The organism is Klebsiella sp. 2019SCSN059 (assembly GCF_021739525.1).
Taxonomy (GTDB): domain Bacteria; phylum Pseudomonadota; class Gammaproteobacteria; order Enterobacterales; family Enterobacteriaceae; genus Klebsiella; species Klebsiella quasipneumoniae.
Genome location: NZ_JAKKOM010000004.1, coordinates 140134 through 164222 on the forward strand (window position 1 = coordinate 140134; position 24089 = coordinate 164222).

Consider the following 24089-nt stretch of genomic DNA (forward strand, 5'->3'; position numbering starts at 1 on the left):
TCACCTGATGCAGCGGCGTGATAGCGCCCTCTACCGGCATCCGGTCAGGACCACTTCTGCTTCCGCTCAGGCATTATTGACAAGAGTATGCCCTAACCGAACCGTTTTTGAATAAATGATTCATGCACTAAATACATCACTTGAATTAATACATTCCAATCCAGAATTAATGTTTGTTATATGTACAATTTAAGCAGTTTGTGCCAAATCACCGGCTACATCAGGGCAAAAGCAAAAATCAAGACCTTGATTTATATGATTTTTCAAGTCTTTCCCAGATAAAGTCTCAAAAATGGATTTATTGATTTTATTAGCTATTAGAAATATCCTAATCCCATATACTGTAAATGCTCTCCCCCTTAAAAAATATTAATATTTTGACGATCGGCATTACTATGACTAATATTTTCATTAATACTGAAAACATATTTCTTAATCGAGGTGTTTGTGAACTTCTTATCGAGGTCGCAAAGGAAGAAAACATCTGTACACCTTTTTCCATTTTGCAATACTCACCAGATACTCTCGGTCAGATAGATATGCTGTTTACGGAAATGACGACCGGTGAACATTATCTATGCCACCCGGTTTTCAAAAAAATCCCCGAACACACATCTATTTTTATTTTCGTTCCTACCGATAGTGCTGTGCAAGTTGATCGGATACCGTTTTGTCTACGTGATGCTACTTTTATTAGTATCAACACCGGATTGCACCGTATAAAAAATCAGATTGCGAAACATCTGATGGAGTCAACAGCGTCGATTGCTAGTAGCCAGGTAAAAGACAGCAGACGCTGTGTAAAATGCCCTCGATTAACATTGACCAAATCACAACTTTATATTATCGATGCAATCAGAACGGGAATGAATAATCAGCAGATAGCGCAAGAACTAGGTATCAGCCATAAAACGGTCTTTTCCCATAAAATCAATATCATGAAAAAATTCCAAATAGCCACCAAACAAGAGTTGACGAAATTCTCATCCGTTGCTCTTGCGCTTTCCTCAGGAAGGATCGGTTAACGTCGAGTTTTGTTAAATCGCATCTTCATTTTTCTTCGATCTTTAACATAGGAGAGACCAAAAAATAATGATGTCAATAATAACACTACCGCCAGGGATAATAATAGCCAGTTACTCATAAACAACCTTTTCAAAGTAAAAGATGATTTTTAAATAATAAGGGGTAAAAGTTTTCAAACACAACCAAACACCAACCATTTCAGACAAAGGTAAAGCCACATACGATAATTCTGAAAAGCAATAAAAAGAGAAGAAGCCTTCTCTCTAGCCCCGGTTATTAGGGTAATAAAGATTACTCGTAAAGAGAAAAAGCCAGGTACCACACCGAACGGTTATTGCAGAGACGTCTGGCAATATGATGGCCTGAAATTATAGCCTCTCCCTGTGGAATGATTGTGGTTTTTGGTAAGGCGTCCCTTTTTTCTGCTGTTCTATACTTTTAGTCAGACATCTGGCTGGAGGTGGCGATGTGCGGACGTTTTGCGCAAGCACAGACGCGGGAAGCATACCTGGCGTTTCTCGCAGAAGAGGCCGAACGCGATATCCCCTGGGACCCGGAGCCCATTGGGCGGTATAACGTCGCGCCCGGAACAAAAGTGTTACTCCTGAGTGAAAGGAATGAGCAACTCCACCTCGACCCCGTTCACTGGGGCTATGCGCCGGGATGGTGGGATAAATCACCGCTGATTAATGCCCGGGTTGAAACCGCTGCCACCAGCAGGATGTTCAAACCGCTGTGGCAGCACGGGCGGGCGATCTGCTTCGCCGATGGCTGGTTTGAATGGAAAAAGGTCGGAGACAAAAAGCAGCCCTACTTCATCCAGCGGAAGGATGGCCAGCCGATATTTATGGCCGCTATTGGCAGCACCCCCTTCGAACGCGGGGACAGCGCCGAAGGATTTTTGCTGGTGACCGCTGCCGCCGATCGCGGTCTTGTCGATATACATGACCGCCGGCCGCTGGTCCTGACGCCGGAAGCCGCCCGGGAATGGATGAGGCAGGATCTCACCGGCGCGGATGCGGCGGAGATTGCCAGGGACGGAAGCGTCTCCGCCGACGATTTCACCTGGCACGCGGTATCGCGGGCGGTCGGCAATGTGAACAATCAGGGGCCAGCGTTAATTGAGCCAGTAGAATGAGCGCATAACTCTGTGCCGATCCCCCGCCAGATTCGCCGGCTGCGGTGCGATCCAGCCTTGCGAATAAGCCCCCGCGAGTTACCCCGACTGGCTTAACCACTCGCTTAAGGTCAACGAATAAAGCAGACTCGGCGGCGCATTTTCTATATCGGCAATCTCGTTGATGAACCTCAAGCCTGCTTTCTCGAGCACTTTTCGCGAAGCCAGGTGATTCGCCCTCACCACCGCTGAAATCTCCGTGAGTTTGATCGCCTCGAAGCCATATCTTACCGCCGAGGTCGCGAGGTCGGTGGCCAGCCCTTTTCCCCATGCCTCTGTTGCGAATCGATAGCCAAGATTGTTGAGAATGACATCGTTATAGCGGCGAATAGTTAAGCCACCAAAGCCAATGATTTTTTCCGGAGCATCACGCGCCGATATGGCCCAGTTGCCAAACCCGCGATCGTGCCAGTGGGCAAGCCAGCGCTGGAGAACCGTACTGGCATAGTCAATATCCGGGTAGGGTCCTGCGGGGTTAAAGGTATTGGTCGCCGGATCGCCATAGATTCGGTAAAGATCGGCGACATCTTCAGCCATGACAGGGCGAAGCCGCAGGCGATGAGTCTCAATATGCAAACGTATCTCCTTGACGAGTGAGGTGGCCCGCGACGCTTCGCGAACCCTCCCTGCCGTTGTGGATGCCTGGGACTCGTTCAAGCGGACCTGAGAAGCGCGATTAAACAGATACTTCCGGCAATAAAAATAGGATATGGTAATCCGGAAACGGGATCCCTTTTTATCGGCGCCACGCATATCGTTACCGAGTGAACACAGGACTGTAAATGATCGATGACATCCGCTACCTGATAGTCTTTGCCAAAATTGTCGAGAGCGGTTCTGTTTCAGGCGGCGCCGCGGCGTTAGGGTTGTCGACCGCAACAGCAAGCGCACATTTATCCAGGCTTGAGAAAAACCTTAACAGCGCTTTGCTCTACAGAAATACCCGAAAGCTTTCTCTAACACAAGATGGCGAAAGTGTGCTGGAGACCGCCAGGTCGATGCTCGAGCTCTATGAAAAAGGCGTCATTGAGTTTAAGCAACGTTCGGTATCCACAGCCGGTAAGCTGCGTATCTCCATACCTGCCGTTTTTTTAAACAGCCCATTCACTCACCATCTTGCAAATTTCATTAAAGAGAACCCGGATATTGCTCTGAGCATTTCTTATAGTGACCTGCGCGAGGACATTATTGCCGACAGTATTGATGTCGCCTTTCGCATTGGCGAGCTCCCCGATAGCGCTCTCAAGGCCCGGCACCTGTTTGTTCTGCCGCGAAAGCTAGTGGCAGCAAAGGGCTTTCTCCTGCGCTATCCCCCCATTGCTCATCCCGCTATGCTTGAATCAATGCCGTGGATTGGGCTGACGATGAGGGAGAATGTGCGCGAGTTCAGACATCGCAACGGCGAACGGGCGATAATAAAGTATACACCCGGCGTGTATGTCGATAGTGTTGAGGCCGCCTATGCCCTTGCCAGACAACAAATTGGCCTGGCCGCTCCGCCGCGTTTTCTCTGCGAAGAGGATATCCGCCGCGGCGACATGCAGGAACTACTTCCTGACTGGTCATTAGCCCCGCTAAAAGTGTATGCCCTATGGCCTGGCAATATTTCAGTTAGCGGCGCGGCCTATAAACTGATTAATTATATCTATAATGCCATTGAACATCAGCCGCTATGAATAGGTAATAGACTGCGAATACAGTATGTAACCCGCAGTCATGCACAATAATCCGCCCATCACCAGATTAAACAGGCGGATCTGTGCTCTGCTTTTGAGAATCGCTGACATTTTATCACCGAATATCGCCCAGGCCGCCAGGGACAGATAGCAGACAAAAAAGTAGATGATAATAAATAGCGATATACTCAGGCGCGACGAGGGTTCAGAAAACAAGGCGACGCCAGAGGCACAGGCAGCCCAGGCTTTAGGATTGAGCCATTGCATTAAAAAACCCTGCGCAAACCCCGGCGCCTGTGCTTTTTTCAGTGACCATTCCGGATGTGAAGTAGCAATTTTATAGCCCTGAAACAAGATAAATAACGAACCAACGATATTCAGATAGCTAAAAAACCAGGGGTGCGTTGCGATGGCCGCGTAGAGTCCAAAACTAATTAAAACCAGTAACAATGTAAAACCAATAGTGGCGCCCGAGACGAAAGAAAATGTTTTTCTGAATCCATGCGCAGCGCCGGAAGAGATAATAACCATATTAACCGGACCTGGCGAAAATGACAGGGCCAGCGCAAACATAAGCATAGTAACGATCAAAACCATTTATTTATCCGTTTTCCAGGGAGAGATATCGTGGCAGGTGGTTTTATTACCACCTGCATGACGTTATTGAAAGACTACCTCGATATCGCAACGGGATTAAGTGGCTTTTCTCTAAATGTGTATTTGATTATTTTCGTGCTATTTCTCCTGACCGGCGCCAGGCGCAATCTCCTGCGAGCAAAGCATGGCCAGTGAAAAGCGCCTGATAATGAAAACACCCAATCGATCGCTTCTCACCGCCCGATGGCCTATGCGCTCAACCCGCGATTTTTCAGCATCGGCTCAATCTTTGGATCGTGTCCGCGCCACTGGCGATAAAGTTCAGCTAAATCAGTGCTATTGCCGCGAGATAAAATCGCGTCGCGGAAGCGCTGACCGTTCTCACGGGTCAAACCGCCCTGCTCCACGAACCACTGATAGCCGTCGTCGGCCAGCATCTGGGTCCACAGATAGGCGTAATAACCTGCCGCATAGCCGCCGCCGAAGATATGGGAGAAGTAGCTGCTGCGATAGCGCGGAGGAACGGCCGCCAGATCGAGGTGTTCTTCCCGGAGCACCCTCTGCTCAAATGCATCCACCTCGTCCGGAAATGCGGTGGTCGACAGCGTGTGCCAGCGCATATCGAGCAGCGCGGCGGCTAGCAGCTCGCTCATGTCGTACCCTTTATTGAAGGTTGCCGCACGCAGCATATTGTCGCGCAGCGCCTCCGGCATCGGATCTCCGGAGCGATAGTGCTTCGCATAGTGGGCGAATACCTGCGGATGGCTGGCCCAGTGTTCGAAGATTTGCGACGGAAACTCGACAAAATCCCGCGGGGTATTGGTCCCGGAGAGGCTGGCATAGCGCTGGCTGGCGAACAGTCCGTGCAGGGCGTGGCCAAACTCATGGAACAGGGTGATCACCTCATCCCATGACAACAGCGCGCTCTGTCCGCTCTGCGGCCGGCTATAATTGCAGACGTTATAGATAACCGGGCGCTGCTCCCTCAGGGTCGACTGTTCGACAAACACGTCCATCCATGCGCCGCCGCTCTTTGAATCGCGCGCGAAATAATCACCGTAAAACAGCGCCATCCCTTCGCCATTGTGGTCGAAGATCTCCCAAACCCGCACATCCGGGTGGTACACCGGGATGTCAAAGCGTTCCACGAAGCGGAGCCCAAAGAGCTGTGATGCCGTCCAGAAGACGCCGTCCTGCAGCACGCGCTCGAGGGCAAAATAGGGTTTGAGCTGCGCGTCATCAATGGCATAGGCAGCCCGCCGCACCTGCTCGCTGTAGTATAGCCAGTCCCATGCCTGCGCGCGAAACTCCCCGCCTTCGTTGTTGATCACCTGCTGGATGTCCGCCAGCTCACGTTCCGCCCTCGCCCGCGCCGCCGGCGCAATCTGACGCATAAAGCCCAATGCCTCCGCCGGAGAAGCCGCCATCTGATCGGTCAGCGCCCAGCTGGCGTAATTTGTCGCCCCCAACAGTTCCGCCTGCTGCGCGCGGATCGCCACCAGCCGCAGCACCAGACTACGGGTATCATGCTCATCGCCCTGTTGATTGCGCGTCCAGCCGGCGGCGAAGAGATTCTCCCGCGTTTGCCGGTCGCGCAGCGCAAGCACCTGCGGCTGCTGGGTGGTGTTGGTCAGCGTCAGCAGCCAGCGATCGCCGAGCCCTTTTTCGCGCGCCGCGTCGGCCGCAGCCGCTATCTCCTCATCGGTCAGGCCATCCAGTTGATGCCGGTCATCGACCACCAGGCCACCGCTTTTCGCCGCCCCCAGCAGCCGCTGCTGGAACTGACTTTGCAAAGTGGCCGCTTCGGTGTTCAGGGCGCGCAGCACCGCCTTCTGCGCCGGGGCCAGCGTTGCCCCGGCGTGAACAAAGCGTTGCCATGTCAGGGTCAGAAGACGCCGGGATTCGTCGTCAAGCGAGAGCGTCTCGCGCTGCTCGTAGACGCTGTTCACCCGCTGGAATAAAGCCTCGTTGAGCCAGATGTCATTCCCCAGCCCGGCGAGCTCGCCGGAAAATTGTTCATCCAGTGATTGCAGATAAGGGTTGGTATGGGCGCTGGCCATGGCGAAAAAGACCCGCGTCACCCGCGCCAGCAGCTGTCCGCTCTGCTCCAGCGCCTCGAGCGTGTTGGCGAAACTGGCAGGCTGCGGATTGTCGATAATGGCGCGGATCTCCTCGCGCTGCTGCCGGACGCCCTCATCAAACGCCGGCCGATAGTGACTGTCTTCGATCAGATCAAACCGCGGCGCCTGGTAAGGCAACAGACTGACGCTAAAAAAGGGGTTTTGTTCGGACATCTTTCTCTCCTGTACAGGCTTATCCTGTAAGATTAGGCTTCTCCTTAAGGGGTCGCAATGATTTCCGTTACCGGTCGCCGCCTGTGCGTGCTATGGTATGAAAACACAAAAAGCGTTGAGGAACAGTAAGATGATTATCATGGTCACCGGCGCCACTGCCGGTTTTGGTGAAAGTATTACTCGCCGTTTTGTCGCTAACGGTCATAAAGTGATTGCGACCGGACGTCGCGAAGAGCGCCTGAAGACGCTGAAAGACGAGCTGGGCGATAATCTTTATATCGCGCAACTGGACGTTCGCAACCGCGCCGCTATTGAGACGCTGATTGCCGACCTGCCCGCCGAGTGGCAGGCAATCGATGTGCTGGTGAACAACGCGGGTCTGGCGCTCGGTCTGGAGCCGGCGCACCGCGCCAGCGTGGAAGACTGGGAAGATATGATCGACACCAATAATAAAGGGCTGGTGTACATGACCCGCGCCGTCCTGCCGGGCATGGTGGCGCGCAATCGCGGCCACATCATCAACATCGGCTCCACGGCAGGCTGCTGGCCTTACGCCGGCGGTAACGTCTATGGGGCGACCAAAGCCTTCGTCCGTCAGTTCAGCCTCAATCTTCGCACCGACCTGCACGGCACCGCGGTGCGCGTCACCGACATCGAGCCGGGTCTGGTGGGCGGCACCGAGTTCTCGAACGTCCGCTTTAAAGGCGATGACGCCAAAGCCGGTAAAACCTATGAGAACACCGAAGCCCTGACGCCGGAAGATGTGACCGAGGCGGTCTGGTGGGTGGCCACCCTGCCGAAACACGTCAACATCAACACCCTGGAGATGATGCCGGTGAGCCAGAGCTTTGCCGGACTCAGCGTTCACCGCCAAGGCTAACCGTCAGCCACCCGGCCTGCTGGCCGGGTATGGGCGGAACCGCAAAAAACGCGTAAAATAGTGCGCATAACCCCATAAAAAGTAACCATCAATGGCCGCAGAATCGCAACTGAATCCGACGCAACCCGTCAATCAGCAAATTTATCGCATCCTCCGCCGGGATATCGTTCACTGCCTGATCCCGCCTGGCACGCCGCTGTCGGAGAAAGAAGTCTCCGTGCGTTTTGCGGTATCTCGTCAGCCGGTGCGCGAGGCCTTTATTAAGCTGGCGGAGAATGGACTTATCCAGATCCGTCCCCAACGCGGCAGCTACGTCAACAAAATTTCCCTGTCTCAGGTGCGCAATGGTTGCTTTGTCCGCCAGGCGATTGAATGCGCGGTGGTCCGCCGTGCCGCTGGCATGATTAACGATGAGCAAGTCTATCAGCTGGAGCAGAATCTTCATCAGCAGCGTATTGCCGTCGACCGCCAGCAGTTAAACGACTTTTTCCTGCTTGATGATGAATTTCACCAGAAGTTGTCAGTTATTGCCGATTGTCAGCTGGCCTGGGATACGGTGGAAAACATCAAAGCCGCTATTGACCGCGTGCGCTACATGAGCCTCGACCATGTCTCCTCCCCGGAGATGCTGCTGCGCCAGCATCATGAAATTTTCACCGCGCTGGAAAAACGCGACGCCGAGGCGGTCGAGAAAGCCATGAGTATTCATTTGCATGAAATCAGCGAATCCGTGCTGTTGATCCGCCAGGAGAATCGCGACTGGTTTAGCGAAGAGTAAGGATCAGACGGCTGCGAAATAAGGCAGACGCAGCCGTCGTAATGGAAAGGATTATCTGACCACCAGCACCGGCGTTTTGGCGTAGCGCAAAATGGATTCGGCGTTGGAGCCCAGCAGATGGGTGGAGATCCCCGGTTTGCGGGAGCCAATCACTATCACATCGAACGCTTCGTTGTTACTGATAGCCAGAATTTCATCGCGCACGTTACCAAAGACGACCCGGGTATGGATCCGCGACATCGGTATGTCGAACAGTCGCGCCACCTCGCGCATCTTTTTCTCCGACTCTTCCTGCATATAGGCTTCGAATTTACGAATATCCGCCGTAAACCCGCGTAATAACGAACGACTGCTGTTCGGCAGAACGTTGAGCAAGGTGATTTCGCCATTTTCCGCCGACGCGAGAAATTCCGCGTGACGCACTGCCTTATCGCTTAAATCCATTTCAAAAACATCAACAGGCAATAAAATCTTTTTATACATGGCCCGCACTCCTTTTCCAGAGAAAGTGATTTTTCAATAACTTAACTATGCCATTTTTGCGGTGAATGACCAGCCTTTATTCGGAAAAATAACAGCTAATTATCTTTAGTAAATCAGGGAAATATAGAGTTATGTAAGGACATTGCGTTCGATCATATTTTTAGTCTGCTAAAAGCGATCGACAGCAAAAAAAGAAATATCAGCAGAACCGTGCGGAAACAGCAGAAGAGCCGGTGTCGACCCCATGACCGACACCGGGAATAAACGATTATTGCGCCTCAGCCCATGCGGCAACGGTGGCTTTGGCCCCCTGACGCTGCAGCGCAACATAGGCGCGGGTCACCGCCGAAACGAACCGCGCTTCCTGCGGCAGCTCACGGCCGAAGATGGCCTCAATGCCCAACAGCGCTTTGACGCGCGCTTCGCCATCGGCGCTGGCGGCTACCGCCTCCTTGATCACCGACAGCAGCGGATCGCAAATTTCGATCGCCTGGCCGGCGTCGTCAACACCGCCGACATAGCGCATCCAGCCCGCCACGCCCAGCGCCAGCAGCGTGAAGTCATGCTGGTGCGCCAGGTGCCAGCGTACCGAGTCCAGCATGCGCTGCGGCAGCTTCTGGCTACCGTCCATGGCAATCTGCCAGGTACGGTGTTTGAGCGCCGGATTGCAGTAGCGGTCAATCAGCAGACTGGCATAGTGTGACAGATCCACCCCCTGCACTTTCAAGGTCGGAGCCTGCTCGTCCAGCATCAGCGCCAGCGCCGCGCGGCGGTAGTTGTCATCCTGCATACAGTCGTTGATATGCTGATAACCGGCCAGATAGCCGAGATAGGCGAGGAACGAATGGCTGCCGTTGAGCATTCTCAGCTTCATCTCTTCGAAAGGCACCACATCGGCGACCAGCTCCGCCCCCGCTTTCTCCCACTGTGGACGTCCGGCGACAAAGTTATCCTCAATCACCCACTGGCGGAAAGGCTCGCAGGCCACGCCAGCCGGGTCGCGCACGCCGGTCAGCTGTTCAATTTTATCGAGGGTTTCCGCCGTCACCGCCGGGACAATACGGTCCACCATGGTCGACGGAAAGGTGACATTCTGTTCTATCCATGCGGCGAGGTCCGCGTCCAGCGCCCGGGCGTAGGCGCAGACGACGTTGCGCATCACATGACCGTTTTCCGGCATGTTATCGCAGGACATCACGGTAAAGGCCGACAGCCCAGCCTCCCGGCGACGCGCTAAGGCCGCCACCACCACGCCTACTGCCGATTTCGGCTGGCGCGGGTTAGCGAGATCGGCGGCGATCAGCGGGTGATCGAGCTGCAGCTCGCCGCTGGCTGGCGAATGGCAATAGCCTTTCTCGGTAATGGTCAGGGAGACAATGGTCACCTGTGGCTCACACATCGCCGAAAGCACGGCCTCGAGACCATCGACCTGGGCGTGCAGCGCCTGCTTCACCACCCCGACCACGCGCGCGGTCCACGCGTCGGCGGACATTTCTGCCACGGTGTACAGCAGATCCTGCTGCCGGAGATCGGCGATCTGCTGCTCGCCGCCAATCAGGTTGACTTCAGTGTAGCCCCAGTCGCTGCCGTGCTCGCTGACCAGTATATCGGCGTAGACCGCCTGATGGGCGCGGTGGAACGCGCCAAAACCCAGATGGACGATACGGGGGACCAGCGCGCGGCGATCGTAGTCCGGCTGTATGGCGTTAGCGGTTAAGAGGGTGTTTTCCATGATGACTCTCGTTGTTATGTGGCTCATCAACCATTCTCTGGGAGAACTCTCGAGGAGAATGCCTTTGTGCCTCAACCATCTCACGCAATTGGTATAACATCTTTGATTTCTGTCAACTACCATACAAGAAGCTTTTGGCGGGTTGTGGTCGCTGGCGAGCGATCACAAAATCTCTGGGATGGCAGGATAAAATCCGCCGCGAAGCGGTAAGAGAAGATGGAACATGGCGCAGGCCGCGCCTCCCTGCGGGCCTGTGGCTTCCTGGTCGGTTAATCGATGCGGGCTTTGACGATAAAGAAGTAGCACAGCGCCCCGGCGAAGGTCACCCCGGCGGCGATCACCAGCGCCAGATTGAAAGAATGGGTGGTATCCACGACCCAGCCGGTGACTATCGGCGCGAAGGAGGCAAACACAAAGCTGCCAAAGTTCTGGATCGCCGCCACTGACGCCACTTTATGCTCTGCCACCAGCACCTGTACCAATCCCCAGGCCGAGGTGCCAGCGAAATGGACGCAGAACAGCGCCATAGAGATAAATGCCACCGCCTGGGTCGGCGTGGACGATTGCACCACCAGCAGCGTTCCCAGCGCCGACAGCACCAGACCGGCAACGATTGCCGTTTTGCGGGTTTTCGCCAGATCGTAGCCTCTGCGCGCCAGGGCGTCGACCACCAGACCATTGACCCACATCCCCACCGCCGCGGCGAGGAACGGGATCGCCGCCACCCAGCCGGTGCGCGCCAGGCTTAACCCCTGCTGAGCCTGCAAATAGCCGGGCAGCCAGGCGATATACAGCCAGCCGGTATAGTTCACCCCGGAGAAGCCGAGGATCATCCCCCAGGTAGTACGCCGTTTAAACAGCGCCAGCCATTCGCTCAGTTTCAGCGCCGGCCGGGCCGCCTCCTCGCTGGCCAGATAGCGTTGCTCCTCTTCCTGGAGAGTGAATTGCCGCCGGTTACGGTATCCCACATACCAGCACAGGCCGACCAGAATTCCGGCCAAACCAATCACCACAAACATTGTCCGCCAGCCCCAGGCCAGCTGCATGATGACCAGGGCCGGCGGGGCAATGGCTTGCCCCAGCACCGTCGAGGAGTTAAATATCCCCACCGCCGTGCCGCGCTCTCTTTGCGCATACCAGTCGTTGATCGATTTCACCCCGGCGGGCATAAACGGCGCTTCACCGATCCCGAGGCCAATGCGCAGCAGAATAAAATGCGAGAATGAATTGACCATCCCGGTCAGGGCCTGCATCGCAGACCAGAATATCAGCCCGGCGCCTAGCACAACCCGCGGTCCGAGGCGATCCAGCAAAATGCCCGAGGGCAGTTGCGCGAAGCCATAGGAGAGCGAAAAAGCGGAGAGCAGCACCCCGAACTCGGTGGCGCTCAGACCCAGATCGGCGCGTATCGCCTCCCCGGCGACGCTCAGGGAAGAGCGGTCAAGAAAGTTAACGATCCCGGCGATAAACAGCAGCGTCAGGGTGATCTTCTGCACCCGACGGATGCGCAGCGGCGTCGCGCCCGCCTGTGGGGCAAATGTCTCAATAGCCATCGTGATTCCTTACAGAGTCATAACCCAATATGATGTCTGATAAGTAAGGCAACAGGTCGACTACCATACAAGAATTAGGGTTTAAAAAAGTGGCAGGGATCACATAAGACGGGTTTACGCTCGTCCCCAGCCCGCCACGATGATCAGCATGCCGCACAGGGCGATGGCCGCGCCCGCCCAGTCATAATGGGTTAATTTGACCCCATCAACGACCCGCAGCCAGAGCAATGCCGTACAAACGTAGACGCCACCGTAGGCGGCATATACCCGCCCGCTGGCGGTCGGATGGAGCGTCAGGAGCCAGACGAACAGCCCCAGCGCCAGGCCGGCGGGGATCAGCAGCAGCGGCGTGGCCCCGCGCTTTAACCATAGCCACGGCAGATAGCAGCCGACGATTTCACACAGGGCGGTGGCAAAGAACAGCAGCGTTGTTTTGAGCATTAAAAGATTCGTAAAAGAGACAAAGCGTTGAACTATTCTACGCGATAATAGCCCTTTCCCTACGCTGTTTCGTCGGCTATGCCCGGCAAAAGAGCTGTAGTAAACTTAACCTGAGGGTTAACCCATCACTTAAAGGAAATCGTGATGAACATGACACTGAACAAACGCTGGTGCCTGACCGCCATTCTGGCGTTAAGCGCCGTCGTCTATACCTCCAGCTCGTTCGCGGCCACCGACCGGCTGGTGATTGAGTCCGGCGACAGCGCGCAAAGCCGTCAGCAGGCGTCGATGGAAAAAGAGCAATGGAACGATACCCGCAGCCTGCGCCAGAAGGTGAACAAACGGGCGGAAAAAGAGTGGGACAAAACCGATGTCGCCTTTGACGCGCAGGATAACTGCCAGAAGAGCGCCAACGTCAATGCCTACTGGGAACCAAACACCCTGCGCTGCCTTGACCGCCGCACCGGCCGGGCGATCAATCCCTGAGCACGCTGGCGCCTGCGGGCGCCGCCTTTCAGTCCCCTCTTTTCCGCTTTGACCACAGGAATTCCCATGACCGACGCGCTACACGTCAGACTCCGCCCCCTTGAGCGCGAAGATTTGCGCTTTGTTCACCAGCTCGACAACAACGCCAGCGTGATGCGCTACTGGTTTGAAGAGCCCTATGAAGCGTTCGTTGAGCTTTCCGATCTGTACGACAAGCATATTCACGATCAAAGCGAGCGTCGCTTTGTGATCGAATGCAATGGCGATAAAGCCGGACTGGTGGAGCTGGTGGAAATCAACCATGTGCACCGCCGGGCCGAATTTCAGATCATCATCTCACCCGACTTCCAGGGAAAAGGGCTCGCCACCCGCGCCGCGCGGCTGGCGATGGACTATGGCTTTACCGTGCTCAATCTGTATAAGCTGTATCTGATTGTGGATAAAGAGAATGAAAAAGCGATCCATATTTACCGCAAGCTCGGCTTTATGGTCGAGGGTGAACTGATCCATGAATTTTTCATTAACGGCGAGTACCGCAACACCATCCGCATGTGTCTGTTTCAGCATCAGTATCTGGCGGAACACAAAACGCCGGGCCCGTCTCTGCTGAAGCCGACGGCTCAGTAATAATCAATGCGGTTTTTAATCGTGTAGTGGCGGGTCAGCGGCGGCTGGACGCTTTCATCGATCACCTGCAGCTCACAGCTCAGCGGATTGTCATGGCGATCGTAGTCGCAGGTCTGGCGCACCGTGCCCAGCGTGCGGTCGTTGAAGGTGCTGATGGCGGTATAGTCCATTTTCTTGCGCGGATCCTTCGACGGCGTGGAGGCGACGGTAAATCGCTCCTCTTTGGCGGTGGTGGTTTTCCCCAGCGGATAGCCATCGCTGTCGTAACGGTAGGTGGCGGTAGTCTCTTTGCCGCGGGCGCTGATAATAAAGCCGTTATCATCCGTTTCCCAGCTCACGCCGGTGGCGGGCATCTCCGCCATCTGACATTTCCCCTGCAGACGCAGCCGCTTCTCATGGGTGCGGCCATCGACGTAATAGTTGGCGTCCAGCAGCAGCGTGGCGCCGGTGTTATTCTCCACATCCTCCAGCGTCAGCAGATCGAAACATCCCTCTTTTGACAGCTGCGCGCTCACCTTCTTGACCACCACATCGTGTTCGTCCAGTAACGTCTGGCTAAAATCCTTCACCGGACCGCGCAGCGGATCGAACTCAAACTCATTGGAAAAACTCGCCATCTCCGGGGTGAAGGCTTCCGGGGCGCTTTCGCGGTCGCACGCCGTCAGCAGCAGCGCGGTCGGGATTAGCCAATACAGTCTTTTCACAGATGATTCCTTTTGTGTACATCCAATCATATTAGCAAATACAATTGTTTACACCAGTTCTGCTATGCTTAAATCTGGATACCATCGATAAGGAGCGTAAGATGAAACTATCCCTCTGGACAGGCGCCGCGCTGCTGCTGTGCTCCACGACCGTGCTGGCGGCCCCCGACTCCTGTGAACGGGTCAAAAATGATATTCAACAGAAGATCATTAACAATGGCGTACCGGAAACGGCCTTCAGTCTGGCCATCGTGCCAAACGACCAGGCGGACCAGCCCGGCGCTCAGGTGGTGGGTCATTGCGCCAACGATACCTTCAAAATCACCTACACCCGTAACAGCGACAGTCCCGCCGAAAACGACGCTCAGTAAGCCCGCCTCGCTTTCAAACGAAAGATCTTATCCCTGCATTGACCAGGGATAAGATCTGCCGGCTACCCATAACGTATTATCGCTCACCCCGACGTCTGTTAATGACGCGGCGGCCCTTCTCCGCCCAGCATAACTATCATGGAGTGAGCAATGTCGAATCAGGAATCTTCCGGCGGCGTCACCCGACGCGCGCTACTTAAATCCACAGCCCTCGGTTCTCTGGCGCTGGCCGCCGGCGGGCTTCCCCTGCCCTTTACGCTGCGCAACGTCGCGGCGGCGGTCCAGCAGGCTGCCGGCGACAACACCCGGATTGTCTGGGGCGCCTGTTCGGTCAACTGCGGCAGCCGCTGCGCCCTGCGGCTGCACGTGCGTGATGATGAAGTGGTCTACGTGGAAACGGATAACACCGGCGACGACCGCTACGGCGATCATCAGGTCCGCGCCTGCCTGCGCGGGCGTTCGATTCGCCGGCGCATCAACCACCCGGATCGCCTTAACTATCCTATGAAGCGCGTCGGCAAACGCGGAGAAGGCAAATTTGAGCGTATCAGCTGGCAGGAAGCGCTGGATACCCTTGCTGACCGTCTGAAACGCGTCGTCGCGCAATATGGCAACGAAGCCGTGTACATTAACTACTCATCAGGAATCGTCCGCGGGAACATGACCCGCTCCTCGCCTTCCGCTTCGCCGGTGGCGCGGCTGATGAACTGCTACGGCGGCTCGCTTAACCAGTACGGTACCTACAGCACCGCGCAGATCGCCTGCGCCATGCCCTACACCTACGGCAGTAACGACGGCAACAGCACTTCGGATATTGAAAACAGTAAGCTGGTGGTGATGTTCGGCAACAACCCGGCGGAAACCCGCATGAGCGGCGGCGGCATTACCTGGTATCTGGAACAGGCCCGCGAGCGCTCCAACGCGCGGATGATCGTTATCGATCCGCGGTACACCGATACCGCCGCCGGTCGCGAAGATGAATGGATCCCCATTCGCCCCGGCACAGACGCCGCGCTGGTCGCCGGTATCGCCTGGGTGTTGATTAACGAAAATCTGGTGGATCAGCCGTTCCTTGATAAATACTGCGTCGGCTACGATGAGAAGACGCTGCCGGCCGGGGCGCCGGCAAATGGCCACTATAAAGCCTATATCCTCGGCGAGGGCGACGACGGCGTCGCCAAAACGCCGCAGTGGGCTTCGCGTATCACCGGCATCCCCGCCGATCGCATCATTAAGCTGGCGCGCGACATCGGCATGAGCAAACCGGCCTACATCTGCCAGGGCTGGGGGCCGCAGCGCCAGGCCAACGGCGAACTCTCCGCCCGGGCGATCGCCATGCTGCCGATCTTAACCGGCAACGTCGGCATCAACGGCGGCAACAGCGGCGCCCGCGAATCGACCTACACCATCACCATCGAGCGTCTGCCGGTGCTGGAAAACCCGGTGAAAACCGCCATCTCCTGCTTCACCTGGACCGACGCCATCGCTCGAGGCCCGGAGATGACCGCCACCCGCGACGGCGTGCGCGGCAAAGAGAAGCTGGATGTGCCGATCAAGTTCCTGTGGAACTACGCGGGCAATACTCTCATCAACCAGCACTCCGACATCAATAAGACCCACGATATCCTGCAGGACGAAAGCAAGTGCGAAACCATCGTGGTCATCGACAACTTTATGACCTCGTCGGCGAAATACGACGACCTGCTGCTGCCCGACCTGATGACCGTTGAGCAGGAAGATATTATTCCCAACGATTACGCCGGCAATATGGGCTATCTGATTTTCATCCAGCCCGCCACCTCGGCGAAATTTGAACGCAAACCGATTTACTGGATCTTAAGCGAAGTGGCGAAACGGCTCGGCGACGATGTCTACCAGCGTTTTACCGAGGGACGCACTCAGGCGCAGTGGCTGCAGCATCTGTACGCCAAAATGGTGGCGAAAGATCCGGCGCTGCCGGCCTACGATGAGCTGAAGCGAATGGGCATCTACAAACGCAAGGACCCGAACGGCCACTTCGTCGCCTATCGCGACTTCCGCCGCGATCCTGAAGCGCATCCGCTCAAAACCCCGTCCGGCAAAATTGAGATCTACTCCAGCCGGCTCGCCGAGATTGCCGCCCGCTGGCAGCTGGAGAAAGACGAAGTCATCAGCCCGCTGCCGGTCTATGCCTCCACATTTGAAGGCTGGGACGATCCGCTGCGCAGCCAGTATCCGCTGCAGCTGTTTGGATTTCACTATAAGGCGCGCACCCATTCCAGCTACGGCAACGTGGACGTGCTGCAGGCCGCCTGCCGTCAGGAAGTGTGGATCAACCCGCTGGACGCGGAAAAACGCGGGATTAAAAACGGCGATCTGGTGCGGGTGTTCAACCAGCGCGGCGAAGTCCGGCTGCCGGCGAAAGTGACGCCACGCATCATGCCGGGCGTGTCGGCGATGGGCCAGGGCGCGTGGCACGACGCCAATATGGCCGGGGACCGGGTTGACCATGGCGCCTGCATGAATACCCTGACCACCCATCGCCCCTCGCCGCTGGCGAAAGGGAATCCGCAGCATACCAACCTGGTCGACATCGAGAAGGTTTAAGGAGTAAACCATGAGCACGCAATATGGATTCTTTATCGACTCCGCTCGCTGTACCGGGTGCAAAACCTGCGAGCTGGCCTGTAAGGACTATAAGAACCTGACTCCGGAAGTCAGCTTCCGTCGCATCTATGAGTACGCCGGCGGCGACTGGCAGGAGGACAACGGCGTCTGGCAGCAGAACGTGTTCGCCTATTACCTTTCCATCGCCTGTAACCACTGCGCCGATCCGGCCTGCACCAAAGTCTGCCCGAGCGGGGCGATGCACAAGCGAGAAGACGGTTTTGTGGTGGTGGATGAAGAGGTGTGCATCGGCTGCCGCTACTGTCATATGGCCTGCCCGTACGGCGCGCCGCAATACAACGCCGACAAAGGCCATATGACCAAGTGCGACGGCTGTTATCAGCGCGTCGCCGAAGGGAAAAAGCCGATCTGCGTCGAGTCCTGCCCGCTGCGGGCGCTCGATTTCGGCCCCATTGCCGAACTGCGCGCTAAGCACGGCCAGCTGGCGGCGGTGGCCCCGCTGCCCTCGGCGCACTTCACTCAGCCGAGCATCGCGATCAAACCTAACCGCAACGCCCGGCCGTGTGGCGATACCACCGGTTATCTGGCAAATCCGAAGGAGGTGTGAGATGGGAAGCGGATGGCAGGAATGGCCGCTGGTGCTGTTTACGGTACTGGGGCAATGCGTGGTCGGCGCGACCCTCGTCAGCGGTCTGGTCTGGCTGGCGCTGGCTGACCAGCGCGAAGCGCGGCAGCGGCTGGTGCGCAGCATGTTTTATATCTGGCTGCTGATGGGGATCGGTTTTCTCGCCTCAGTGATGCATCTCGGTTCGCCGCTGCGGGCGTTTAACTCGCTGAACCGCGTCGGGGCCTCGGCGCTGAGCAACGAAATCGCCAGCGGCGCCTTGTTTTTCGTCGTGGGCGGATTCTGGTGGCTGCTGGCCGTGCTGGAAAAAATGCCTGCGGCGCTGGGGAAAGTCTGGCTGGCGATCGCCCTGCTGTTGGGGCTGGTGTTTGTGCTGGCGATGACCCGGGTTTATCAAATCGATACCGTGCCGACATGGTACACTGGCTACACCACCAGCGCCTTCTTCCTGACGGTACTCCTCAGCGGGCCGCTGTTCGCCGCCCTGCTGCTGCGTATGGCGAAAGTCGACGTTAACGTCTGGTTTATTGCCGGGCTGAGCGTGGCCGCGCTGGTCATCAGCGCCGCGATTATCGTGATGCAAAGCGCCGGGCTCGGCGCCATTCACAGCGCCGTTCAGCAGGCGGCCACCCTGCTGCCGGATTACGGCAGACTGCAGGCCTTACGTCTGATCCTGCTGGCGCTGGGACTTGGCTGCTGGCTGTGTCCGCTGATCCGCCGTCAGCCGCCGCGCGCTGCGGGGCTGTTGGCCGGTCTGTTGCTGGTCCTGATCGCGGAATGTATTGGCCGCGGCCTGTTTTATGGGCTCCATATGACCGTCGGTATGGCGGTTGCCCGTTAATGAGACGGCGCGCCGGCGCGCGCCGCAGAAAGGAATAAGTGATGATGCCGTTCCCTCACCGCGACGCTGTCGCCTTAAGCGCCCGTACCCTGGGCGCGTTGTTCTCTTATGCGCCGAATAGCCCGCAAATCGCGCCGCTGGTGGCCGCCTTCCAGGACGGCAGCTGGCAGCAACAGTGGCCCTTCCCGGTTGCCGCCCCGCTGGCATCGGGGTTTGCCGCGTCGGTTGAAGAGTCGTTGCCGGAAGCCTGGCAGCGCCTGTTTATCGGACCGTGGGCCCTGCCGGCGCCGCCATGGGGATCCGTCTGGCTGGATAAAGAGTCGGTGCTGTTCGGCGAATCCACACTGGCCCTGCGCGAATGGATGCGCGCGAACGGCATCGCACTGGACGCCGAACGCAACGAGCCGGAAGACCATTTCGGCACCCTGCTGCTGCTGGCGGCGTGGCTGTGCGAAACGGAACAGGAGGCGTTGTTTGCCCAGCTGCTGGCCTGGCATCTGCTGCCGTGGTCCGGGCGCTTCCTGAGCGTCTTTGTCGAACATGCCGCCCACCCCTTCTACCAGGCGCTGGGCCAGCTGGCGCAGGCGACCCTGGCGCAGTGGCAGGCAGGTCTGCCCCTCGCGGTGGCGGAAAAGCCGCTCTATCGCTAATCCCTTTGCCGCGCCGGGAGTCGGCGCGGTTTCCTTGCTGGCTTCGCTCTCCGTAACCCGCACTTATCGCTTTTGCATATAAGTCTATTCCCTATCACAATAAGGCCATGTTTTCCCAATCTCGCTGTGACCGATGCATCGTCTTCATCCCTATCCTGATGTGCAGGTGATGTTTCGTCGCCTGCTGATCGCCACGCTGATTGGCCTTCTCGCCGCCCTGGCGGTGGCCCTGTTTCGCCATGCCATGGTGGTGCTGGAAACGCTGTTTCTCGGTAACGACAGCGGGAGCCTGGTCAACGCCGCGCAGTCGCTGCCGGCGTGGCGACGGCTGATTACCCCGGCGCTGGGGGGACTGGCGGCAGGGGCACTTCTCTGGCTGTGGCAACGACGCCGCGTTGCCCGCCCGCACGCCGCCACCGATTATATGGAAGCCCTGGAGACCGGAGACGGTTGCTTCGATACGCCGGCAAGCCTGGTGAAGTCGCTGGCCTCGCTGCTGGTGGTGGTCACCGGCAGCGCGATTGGCCGGGAAGGCGCCATGATCCTGCTGGCCGCGCTGGCGGCCTCGCTGTTCGCCCGCCGCTTCACGCCGCAGGCCGAATGGAAACTGTGGGTCGCCTGCGGCGCCGCCGCCGGGATGGCCAGCGCCTATCATGCTCCACTGGCCGGCAGCCTGTTTATCGCTGAAATTCTGTTTGGCACGCTGATGCTGGCCTCGCTTGGGCCGGTAGTGATCTCGGCGGTGATCGCCCTGCTGCTGACCCAGTTTCTCAACGGCGGCGCCGCGCCGTTGTACCATGTCGTCCTGCAGCAGGATCTCAGCGCGCTGCACTATGGCCTGATGCTCGCCACCGGACTGCTGGCCGGACTGTGCGGGCCGCTGTTTATCTGGCTGATGGAATACAGCCACCGCGGGTTCGTCAGGCTGAAACTGGCGCCGCCGTGGCAGCTGGCGCTGGGCGGTCTGATCGTCGGCGGCTTATCGCTCATCACGCCGGCGGTGTGGGGCAACGGCTACAGCGTGGTGCAAAGCTATCTGCTGCTGCCGCCGCCCGGCGCGCTGCTGGTGGCGGTATTCCTGTGCAAACTGCTGGCGGTGCTGGCCAGCAGTGGCTCCGGCGCGCCGGGCGGGGTGTTTACCCCCACGCTGTTTGTTGGCCTGGCGATGGGCATGCTATTGGCCCGCTTCAGCGGGCTGTGGCTACCGGGGGAGCAGGAGATGGCTATGATGATGGGACTGACCGGCATGGCGGCGTTTCTTGCCGCCACTACCCATGCGCCAATCATGTCGACTCTGATGATTTGTGAGATGACCGGGCAGTATGTGCTGCTGCCCGGCCTGCTGATCACCTGCGTGGTGGCGTCGGTGCTGTCGCGGACGTTACGCCGGGATTCGATCTATCGCCATCACGTTGCCGAGCATGTCTAAGTCGACGTAGCGGCTTAGCTCACGCTGTTCGGCGCGCGGCAGATACGGCAGCTCGCCAATGAGCGGCGCCGGCAGCTTTTTGCTGAGCACATCGATGATTTCGGCGTAGTGCGCCAGACCGGGGTTGATGCGGTTGGCCACCCAGCCGATCAGCGGCAGCCCGTCATTGGCGATCGCCTGGGCCGTCAGCAGCGCATGGTTGATGCACCCTTCCTGGATCCCCACCACCATCAGCACCGGGAGCTGCTCCTGTACCACCCATTCGGAGAGCGGTCGCAGGTCGTTCATCAGGCTGCGCCAGCCGCCGGTGCCTTCAACCACCACGTGTTCAACCTGCCCGGCCAGCCGCTGCAAACCATCCGACAGCAGACCGTAGTTGATCGGGCAGCTGTGCGCCACGCTGCTTTCGTCTTCGCTTAAGGCGATGGGATTGACAGCCTCATAGGGTAACGCCAGCGTGGAGACGCTCTGCAGCACCAGCGCGTCTTTATTACGCAAACCGTCCGGCGTCTCTTTGCTGCCCTTCGCCACAGGCTTGTACCCGGCCACGCTTTTGCCTCTGGCAGCAAGTGCCTGCAACAGCGCACGGGAAACCACTGTCTTCCCGACAGAGGTGTCTGTACCTGTAATAAAGAAACGCTTAAACATCACTAACCCCACAGTTTTGTCGATGAAATATACGGGAGAGAAATAATCAACAGTGGGCAAAGTCTACGTGAAGCCGCTGGGGGTCAGCTTGAGATAGCGCAATTTTTGGTGTGACTATGAAAAAATGTTAACCCTGTAACAGTCGTATGAGTAAGGATCCGTTATAGAGCGCATCCTTGACCAGCGCCGCGCCAGCCATCGTTCCGCGGTTGGAGAACTGGGTGCTTTCAACCGCGATATGCTGGCTGTAGGCCGGGAGTGATTGTTGCCGAATGCAGCTGGAAATTGCCGGAAAAAGAATGTCTGCCGCCAGGTTAAACGGCGAGCCGATCAGGATTTTCTGCGGGTTAAACAGATTGACCATGATCGCCAGAATGCGACCGACGTGATGACCGACGCCGCTAATAATGTCCCGGGCCAGCAGGTCGCCCTGCAGCGCCGCCTGGCACAGCCACTCCACGCTCAGCGGACGCTGATGCAGCAGCGAGCTCATCGACTGCGCCATCCGCATCTGCGCCAGCTCCAGCACGCTCTCCACGCTGGCGATCGTTTCCAGACAGCCATGGTTGCCGCAGTAGCAGCGTTTGCCGTAGGGGTCGACCTGGGTATGACCGATCTCCACGAGGCTGCTGCTGCCGGCGTGCAGCAGACGTCCGTCGGTGATAACCCCGGCGCCGACGTTATGATCGATCACCACCTGGATGACGTCCCGGGCGCCGCGCGAGGCGCCAAATAGCGATTCCGCCATGGTCCAGGCGCTAATGTCATGCTGAATATAGACCGGCACCCCGGTATGGTTGGCCAGCGTTTCGCCCAACGGGACGTCTTTGACCTCTTCATAAAACGGCATGCGATGAATAATGCCGTTTTCGGTATCAATGATACCCGGCATCGTTATGGCGATGGAGGTGAGGCGTTCCAGCTTCTTCTGGTGGCGAATAAAGAAGCGATCGATATGGTCGATAATCCGCGTCAGAAACGGCGAGCTGTCGGTAAGGGCCAGCTCCAGCTGCTCCTCCACCACCAGCTGGCTGCTTAAATCGCGCAGCGAAAGGTGGATCTCGCCGCGGCTGATGCGCACCGCCAGATAGTGCCAGGCCTCGGTTTCCACCATCAGACCCACCGCCGGGCGCCCGCGGCTGCCGGGCTCCTGAATCTCGGTCTCCTGCACCAGATGCGCTTCCAGCATCTCGCGGACAATTTTGGTGATGCTGGCGGGCGCCAGTTGCGCAAATCGGGAGAGGTCGATACGCGATACCGGGCCGAGCTGATCAATCAGGCGATAGACGGCGCCCGCATTGGTCTGCTTAATTTGATCGATATGGCCTGGTTGACTATCCGCTACCACCATTGACTCCCTTTATTTTCGCGCTTCGAAATAAACTTTCGGCTATGGTGAAGCACTTCGATGGTGAACGTCAAATTTTTGCTTAGCCTTGTGATTTACCGCACATTTCCAGCCCCTTTTTGCCTCAATTGCGCTCGTTTTTCCAGGCCAGCAGCGTGTCACGAAAGCGTTTTGCCAGCGCCCCCTGCTCATGGTGTTTCGACCACACCAGCCACATCTCCGACACCGCATCCTGTTCGTCAATCGGCAGCCAGCGCATTTCGCTGAGCTGCACGCGCTGAAAGGAGGCCGGCAGGATCGACACCCCCAGCCCGGCGGCCACCAGGCCAATAATGGTCATCGCCTCCCCCACCTCCTGGGCAATCACCGGCGTATGACCGTAGCGGCGCAGCAGGCCAAGGATATCGTCATACAGGCCGGTACCGACGTGCGGGTCGAAAAAGACGAACGGCTCCCGCGCCAGCGCCGCCAGGCTGACCGAGGGCTGGCGGGCCAGCGGATGGTCCGCCGGGACCATCGCCAGCAGCGGCTCGCGCAGCACTCGCTGCCACGCCAGGGTGTCCGGCAGTTGGGTATTGCGCAACAGGCCGAGGTCGAGGGCTCCCTCGCTCAGCGGGACAATCTGTTCGCGGGTATTGGTCTCGCGGGTGAGAATATGCACATCCGGGTAGCGCTGACGAAACAGGGACAGCGTATCGGATACCGCCTTGATAAAAGGGGCCGAGGAGGTAAAGCCGATACGCAGTTCGCCCGTTTCCCCATGGTGCAGACGGGCGGCGCGGGCGGCCGCGTCCTCCACCTGGGCGAGAATTTGTCGACTGTCGGCGAGAAACTGTTTCCCCGCCGCCGTCAGGCTGACGCTGCGGTTGGTGCGGGCGAACAGGCGGGCGCCGGTCTGCTGCTCGAGGATCTGAATTTGCTGGCTTAACGGCGGTTGAGAGATGTTCAGTCGCGCCGCGGCGCGGCCAAAATGCAGCTCCTCGGCGACGGCGACAAAGTAGCGCAAATGACGCAACTCGATATTCATATTTAAAACGTCTTATTTGAGATTATTAATATATTAGACAGAATATTTACATTTTCATACCCTAAAAATGTGAGCTGAATGGTCACAAC

At 57.4% G+C, this 24089-nt stretch carries 26 protein-coding genes; 14 read left to right on the forward strand and 12 right to left on the reverse strand.

What is annotated here, in order from left to right:
• Positions 1-389: 389 nt before the first annotated feature.
• Positions 390-1025, forward strand: a complete 636-nt coding sequence (locus L2I46_RS06965; protein WP_176221049.1) for a helix-turn-helix transcriptional regulator — start codon at positions 390-392, stop codon at positions 1023-1025.
• Here the strand turns inward: L2I46_RS06965 and L2I46_RS29715 are convergent.
• The gene (locus L2I46_RS29715) at positions 1022-1144 is read right to left on the reverse strand and encodes a small membrane protein (protein ID WP_032452749.1); all 123 of its coding nucleotides are present in this window, start codon (positions 1142-1144) and stop codon (positions 1022-1024) included. The genes L2I46_RS06965 and L2I46_RS29715 overlap by 4 nt on opposite strands.
• Positions 1145-1492: 348 nt before the next feature.
• Here L2I46_RS29715 and L2I46_RS06970 point away from each other — a divergent pair, with 348 nt between their 5' ends.
• On the forward strand, positions 1493-2164 hold the full coding sequence (locus tag L2I46_RS06970) for an SOS response-associated peptidase (protein ID WP_085550829.1): 672 nt from the start codon (positions 1493-1495) through the stop codon (positions 2162-2164).
• Between the two features lie 78 nt (positions 2165-2242).
• On the opposite strand, the gene L2I46_RS06975 is transcribed toward L2I46_RS06970, so the two are convergent.
• Positions 2243-2779 carry a GNAT family N-acetyltransferase gene (locus L2I46_RS06975; RefSeq protein WP_023289592.1) on the reverse strand — a complete coding sequence of 179 codons (537 nt, stop codon included), beginning with the start codon at positions 2777-2779 and terminating at the stop codon, positions 2243-2245.
• Between the two features lie 206 nt (positions 2780-2985).
• Here L2I46_RS06975 and L2I46_RS06980 point away from each other — a divergent pair, with 206 nt between their 5' ends.
• Positions 2986-3879: a LysR family transcriptional regulator gene (locus L2I46_RS06980; protein ID WP_236947666.1), complete on the forward strand. Its 894-nt coding sequence runs from the start codon at positions 2986-2988 to the stop codon at positions 3877-3879.
• Here L2I46_RS06980 and L2I46_RS06985 read toward each other — a convergent pair.
• On the reverse strand, positions 3874-4476 hold the full coding sequence (locus L2I46_RS06985) for a LysE family translocator (protein WP_110243839.1): 603 nt from the start codon (positions 4474-4476) through the stop codon (positions 3874-3876). The genes L2I46_RS06980 and L2I46_RS06985 overlap by 6 nt on opposite strands.
• A 30-nt stretch (positions 4477-4506) precedes the next feature.
• Between L2I46_RS06985 and L2I46_RS06990 the strand changes: the two genes are divergently transcribed.
• Positions 4507-4671 (forward strand): hypothetical protein, encoded by a 165-nt coding sequence (locus tag L2I46_RS06990; protein WP_168381045.1) that lies wholly within the window; start codon positions 4507-4509, stop codon positions 4669-4671.
• A 53-nt stretch (positions 4672-4724) separates the two neighbouring features.
• Here L2I46_RS06990 and dcp read toward each other — a convergent pair whose 3' ends face one another.
• Positions 4725-6770: a peptidyl-dipeptidase Dcp gene (gene dcp / locus L2I46_RS06995; protein ID WP_236947668.1), complete on the reverse strand. Its 2046-nt coding sequence runs from the start codon at positions 6768-6770 to the stop codon at positions 4725-4727.
• A gap of 130 nt (positions 6771-6900) precedes the next feature.
• Between dcp and ydfG the strand changes: the two genes are divergently transcribed.
• Both ydfG and L2I46_RS07005 read left to right on the forward strand, forming a co-directional pair.
• Positions 6901-7650 carry a bifunctional NADP-dependent 3-hydroxy acid dehydrogenase/3-hydroxypropionate dehydrogenase YdfG gene (gene ydfG / locus L2I46_RS07000; RefSeq protein ID WP_023289559.1) on the forward strand — a complete coding sequence of 250 codons (750 nt, stop codon included), beginning with the start codon at positions 6901-6903 and terminating at the stop codon, positions 7648-7650.
• Positions 7651-7741: 91 nt separating this feature from the next.
• Complete coding sequence (locus L2I46_RS07005) at positions 7742-8428, forward strand: GntR family transcriptional regulator (protein WP_004206025.1); 687 nt, start codon at positions 7742-7744, stop codon at positions 8426-8428.
• Between the two features lie 51 nt (positions 8429-8479).
• On the opposite strand, the gene L2I46_RS07010 is transcribed toward L2I46_RS07005, so the two are convergent.
• From L2I46_RS07010 to L2I46_RS07025, 4 genes are all read right to left on the reverse strand, one after another.
• Positions 8480-8911, reverse strand: a complete 432-nt coding sequence (locus tag L2I46_RS07010) for a universal stress protein (protein WP_048334875.1) — start codon at positions 8909-8911, stop codon at positions 8480-8482.
• Positions 8912-9179: 268 nt separating this feature from the next.
• The gene (locus L2I46_RS07015; protein ID WP_065805621.1) at positions 9180-10643 is read right to left on the reverse strand and encodes a mannitol dehydrogenase family protein; all 1464 of its coding nucleotides are present in this window, start codon (positions 10641-10643) and stop codon (positions 9180-9182) included.
• A gap of 269 nt (positions 10644-10912) precedes the next feature.
• Positions 10913-12196, reverse strand: coding sequence for an MFS transporter (locus L2I46_RS07020; RefSeq protein WP_065805623.1), 1284 nt, complete (start codon positions 12194-12196; stop codon positions 10913-10915).
• Positions 12197-12310: 114 nt separating this feature from the next.
• Complete coding sequence (locus tag L2I46_RS07025) at positions 12311-12673, reverse strand: YnfA family protein (protein ID WP_072140454.1); 363 nt, start codon at positions 12671-12673, stop codon at positions 12311-12313.
• 108 nt (positions 12674-12781) lie between these two features.
• Between L2I46_RS07025 and L2I46_RS07030 the strand changes: the two genes are divergently transcribed.
• Both L2I46_RS07030 and speG read left to right on the forward strand, forming a co-directional pair.
• On the forward strand, positions 12782-13123 hold the full coding sequence (locus tag L2I46_RS07030; protein ID WP_004206035.1) for a DUF1283 family protein: 342 nt from the start codon (positions 12782-12784) through the stop codon (positions 13121-13123).
• Positions 13124-13189: 66 nt separating this feature from the next.
• Positions 13190-13750 carry a spermidine N1-acetyltransferase gene (speG, locus tag L2I46_RS07035; RefSeq protein WP_004206037.1) on the forward strand — a complete coding sequence of 187 codons (561 nt, stop codon included), beginning with the start codon at positions 13190-13192 and terminating at the stop codon, positions 13748-13750.
• Here speG and L2I46_RS07040 read toward each other — a convergent pair.
• The gene (locus tag L2I46_RS07040) at positions 13744-14454 is read right to left on the reverse strand and encodes a YnfC family lipoprotein (RefSeq protein ID WP_236947670.1); all 711 of its coding nucleotides are present in this window, start codon (positions 14452-14454) and stop codon (positions 13744-13746) included. The two genes, speG and L2I46_RS07040, sit on opposite strands and share 7 nt — an antisense overlap.
• Positions 14455-14555: 101 nt before the next feature.
• On the opposite strand from L2I46_RS07040, the gene L2I46_RS07045 reads away from it, so the two are divergent.
• The 6 genes from L2I46_RS07045 (at position 14556) to clcB (ending at position 20977) form a co-directional block, all read left to right on the forward strand.
• Entirely contained in the window at positions 14556-14825 is a 270-nt protein-coding gene (locus L2I46_RS07045) for a DUF1161 domain-containing protein (RefSeq protein ID WP_004206039.1), read from the forward strand.
• A 150-nt stretch (positions 14826-14975) separates the two neighbouring features.
• Entirely contained in the window at positions 14976-17411 is a 2436-nt protein-coding gene (gene ynfE, locus L2I46_RS07050) for a selenate/tellurate reductase subunit YnfE (RefSeq protein ID WP_236947671.1), read from the forward strand.
• Positions 17412-17421: 10 nt separating this feature from the next.
• Entirely contained in the window at positions 17422-18039 is a 618-nt protein-coding gene (locus tag L2I46_RS07055) for a DMSO/selenate family reductase complex B subunit (RefSeq protein ID WP_032452738.1), read from the forward strand.
• Between the two features lies 1 nt (position 18040).
• Positions 18041-18898 carry a DmsC/YnfH family molybdoenzyme membrane anchor subunit gene (locus tag L2I46_RS07060; protein ID WP_117136708.1) on the forward strand — a complete coding sequence of 286 codons (858 nt, stop codon included), beginning with the start codon at positions 18041-18043 and terminating at the stop codon, positions 18896-18898.
• Positions 18899-18939: 41 nt separating this feature from the next.
• Positions 18940-19548, forward strand: a complete 609-nt coding sequence (dmsD, locus tag L2I46_RS07065; RefSeq protein WP_023289550.1) for a Tat proofreading chaperone DmsD — start codon at positions 18940-18942, stop codon at positions 19546-19548.
• A 133-nt stretch (positions 19549-19681) separates the two neighbouring features.
• Positions 19682-20977 carry a voltage-gated ClC-type chloride channel ClcB gene (clcB, locus tag L2I46_RS07070; RefSeq protein ID WP_064154666.1) on the forward strand — a complete coding sequence of 432 codons (1296 nt, stop codon included), beginning with the start codon at positions 19682-19684 and terminating at the stop codon, positions 20975-20977.
• Here clcB and bioD read toward each other — a convergent pair.
• From bioD to L2I46_RS07085, 3 genes are all read right to left on the reverse strand, one after another.
• Positions 20930-21625 carry a dethiobiotin synthase gene (bioD, locus tag L2I46_RS07075; RefSeq protein ID WP_023289548.1) on the reverse strand — a complete coding sequence of 232 codons (696 nt, stop codon included), beginning with the start codon at positions 21623-21625 and terminating at the stop codon, positions 20930-20932. The two genes, clcB and bioD, sit on opposite strands and share 48 nt — an antisense overlap.
• Positions 21626-21752: 127 nt before the next feature.
• Positions 21753-22973, reverse strand: coding sequence for a sugar metabolism global transcriptional regulator Mlc (gene mlc / locus L2I46_RS07080; protein WP_032429145.1), 1221 nt, complete (start codon positions 22971-22973; stop codon positions 21753-21755).
• A gap of 124 nt (positions 22974-23097) precedes the next feature.
• Positions 23098-24000 (reverse strand): LysR family transcriptional regulator, encoded by a 903-nt coding sequence (locus tag L2I46_RS07085; protein WP_023289546.1) that lies wholly within the window; start codon positions 23998-24000, stop codon positions 23098-23100.
• Positions 24001-24089: the final 89 nt, after the last annotated feature.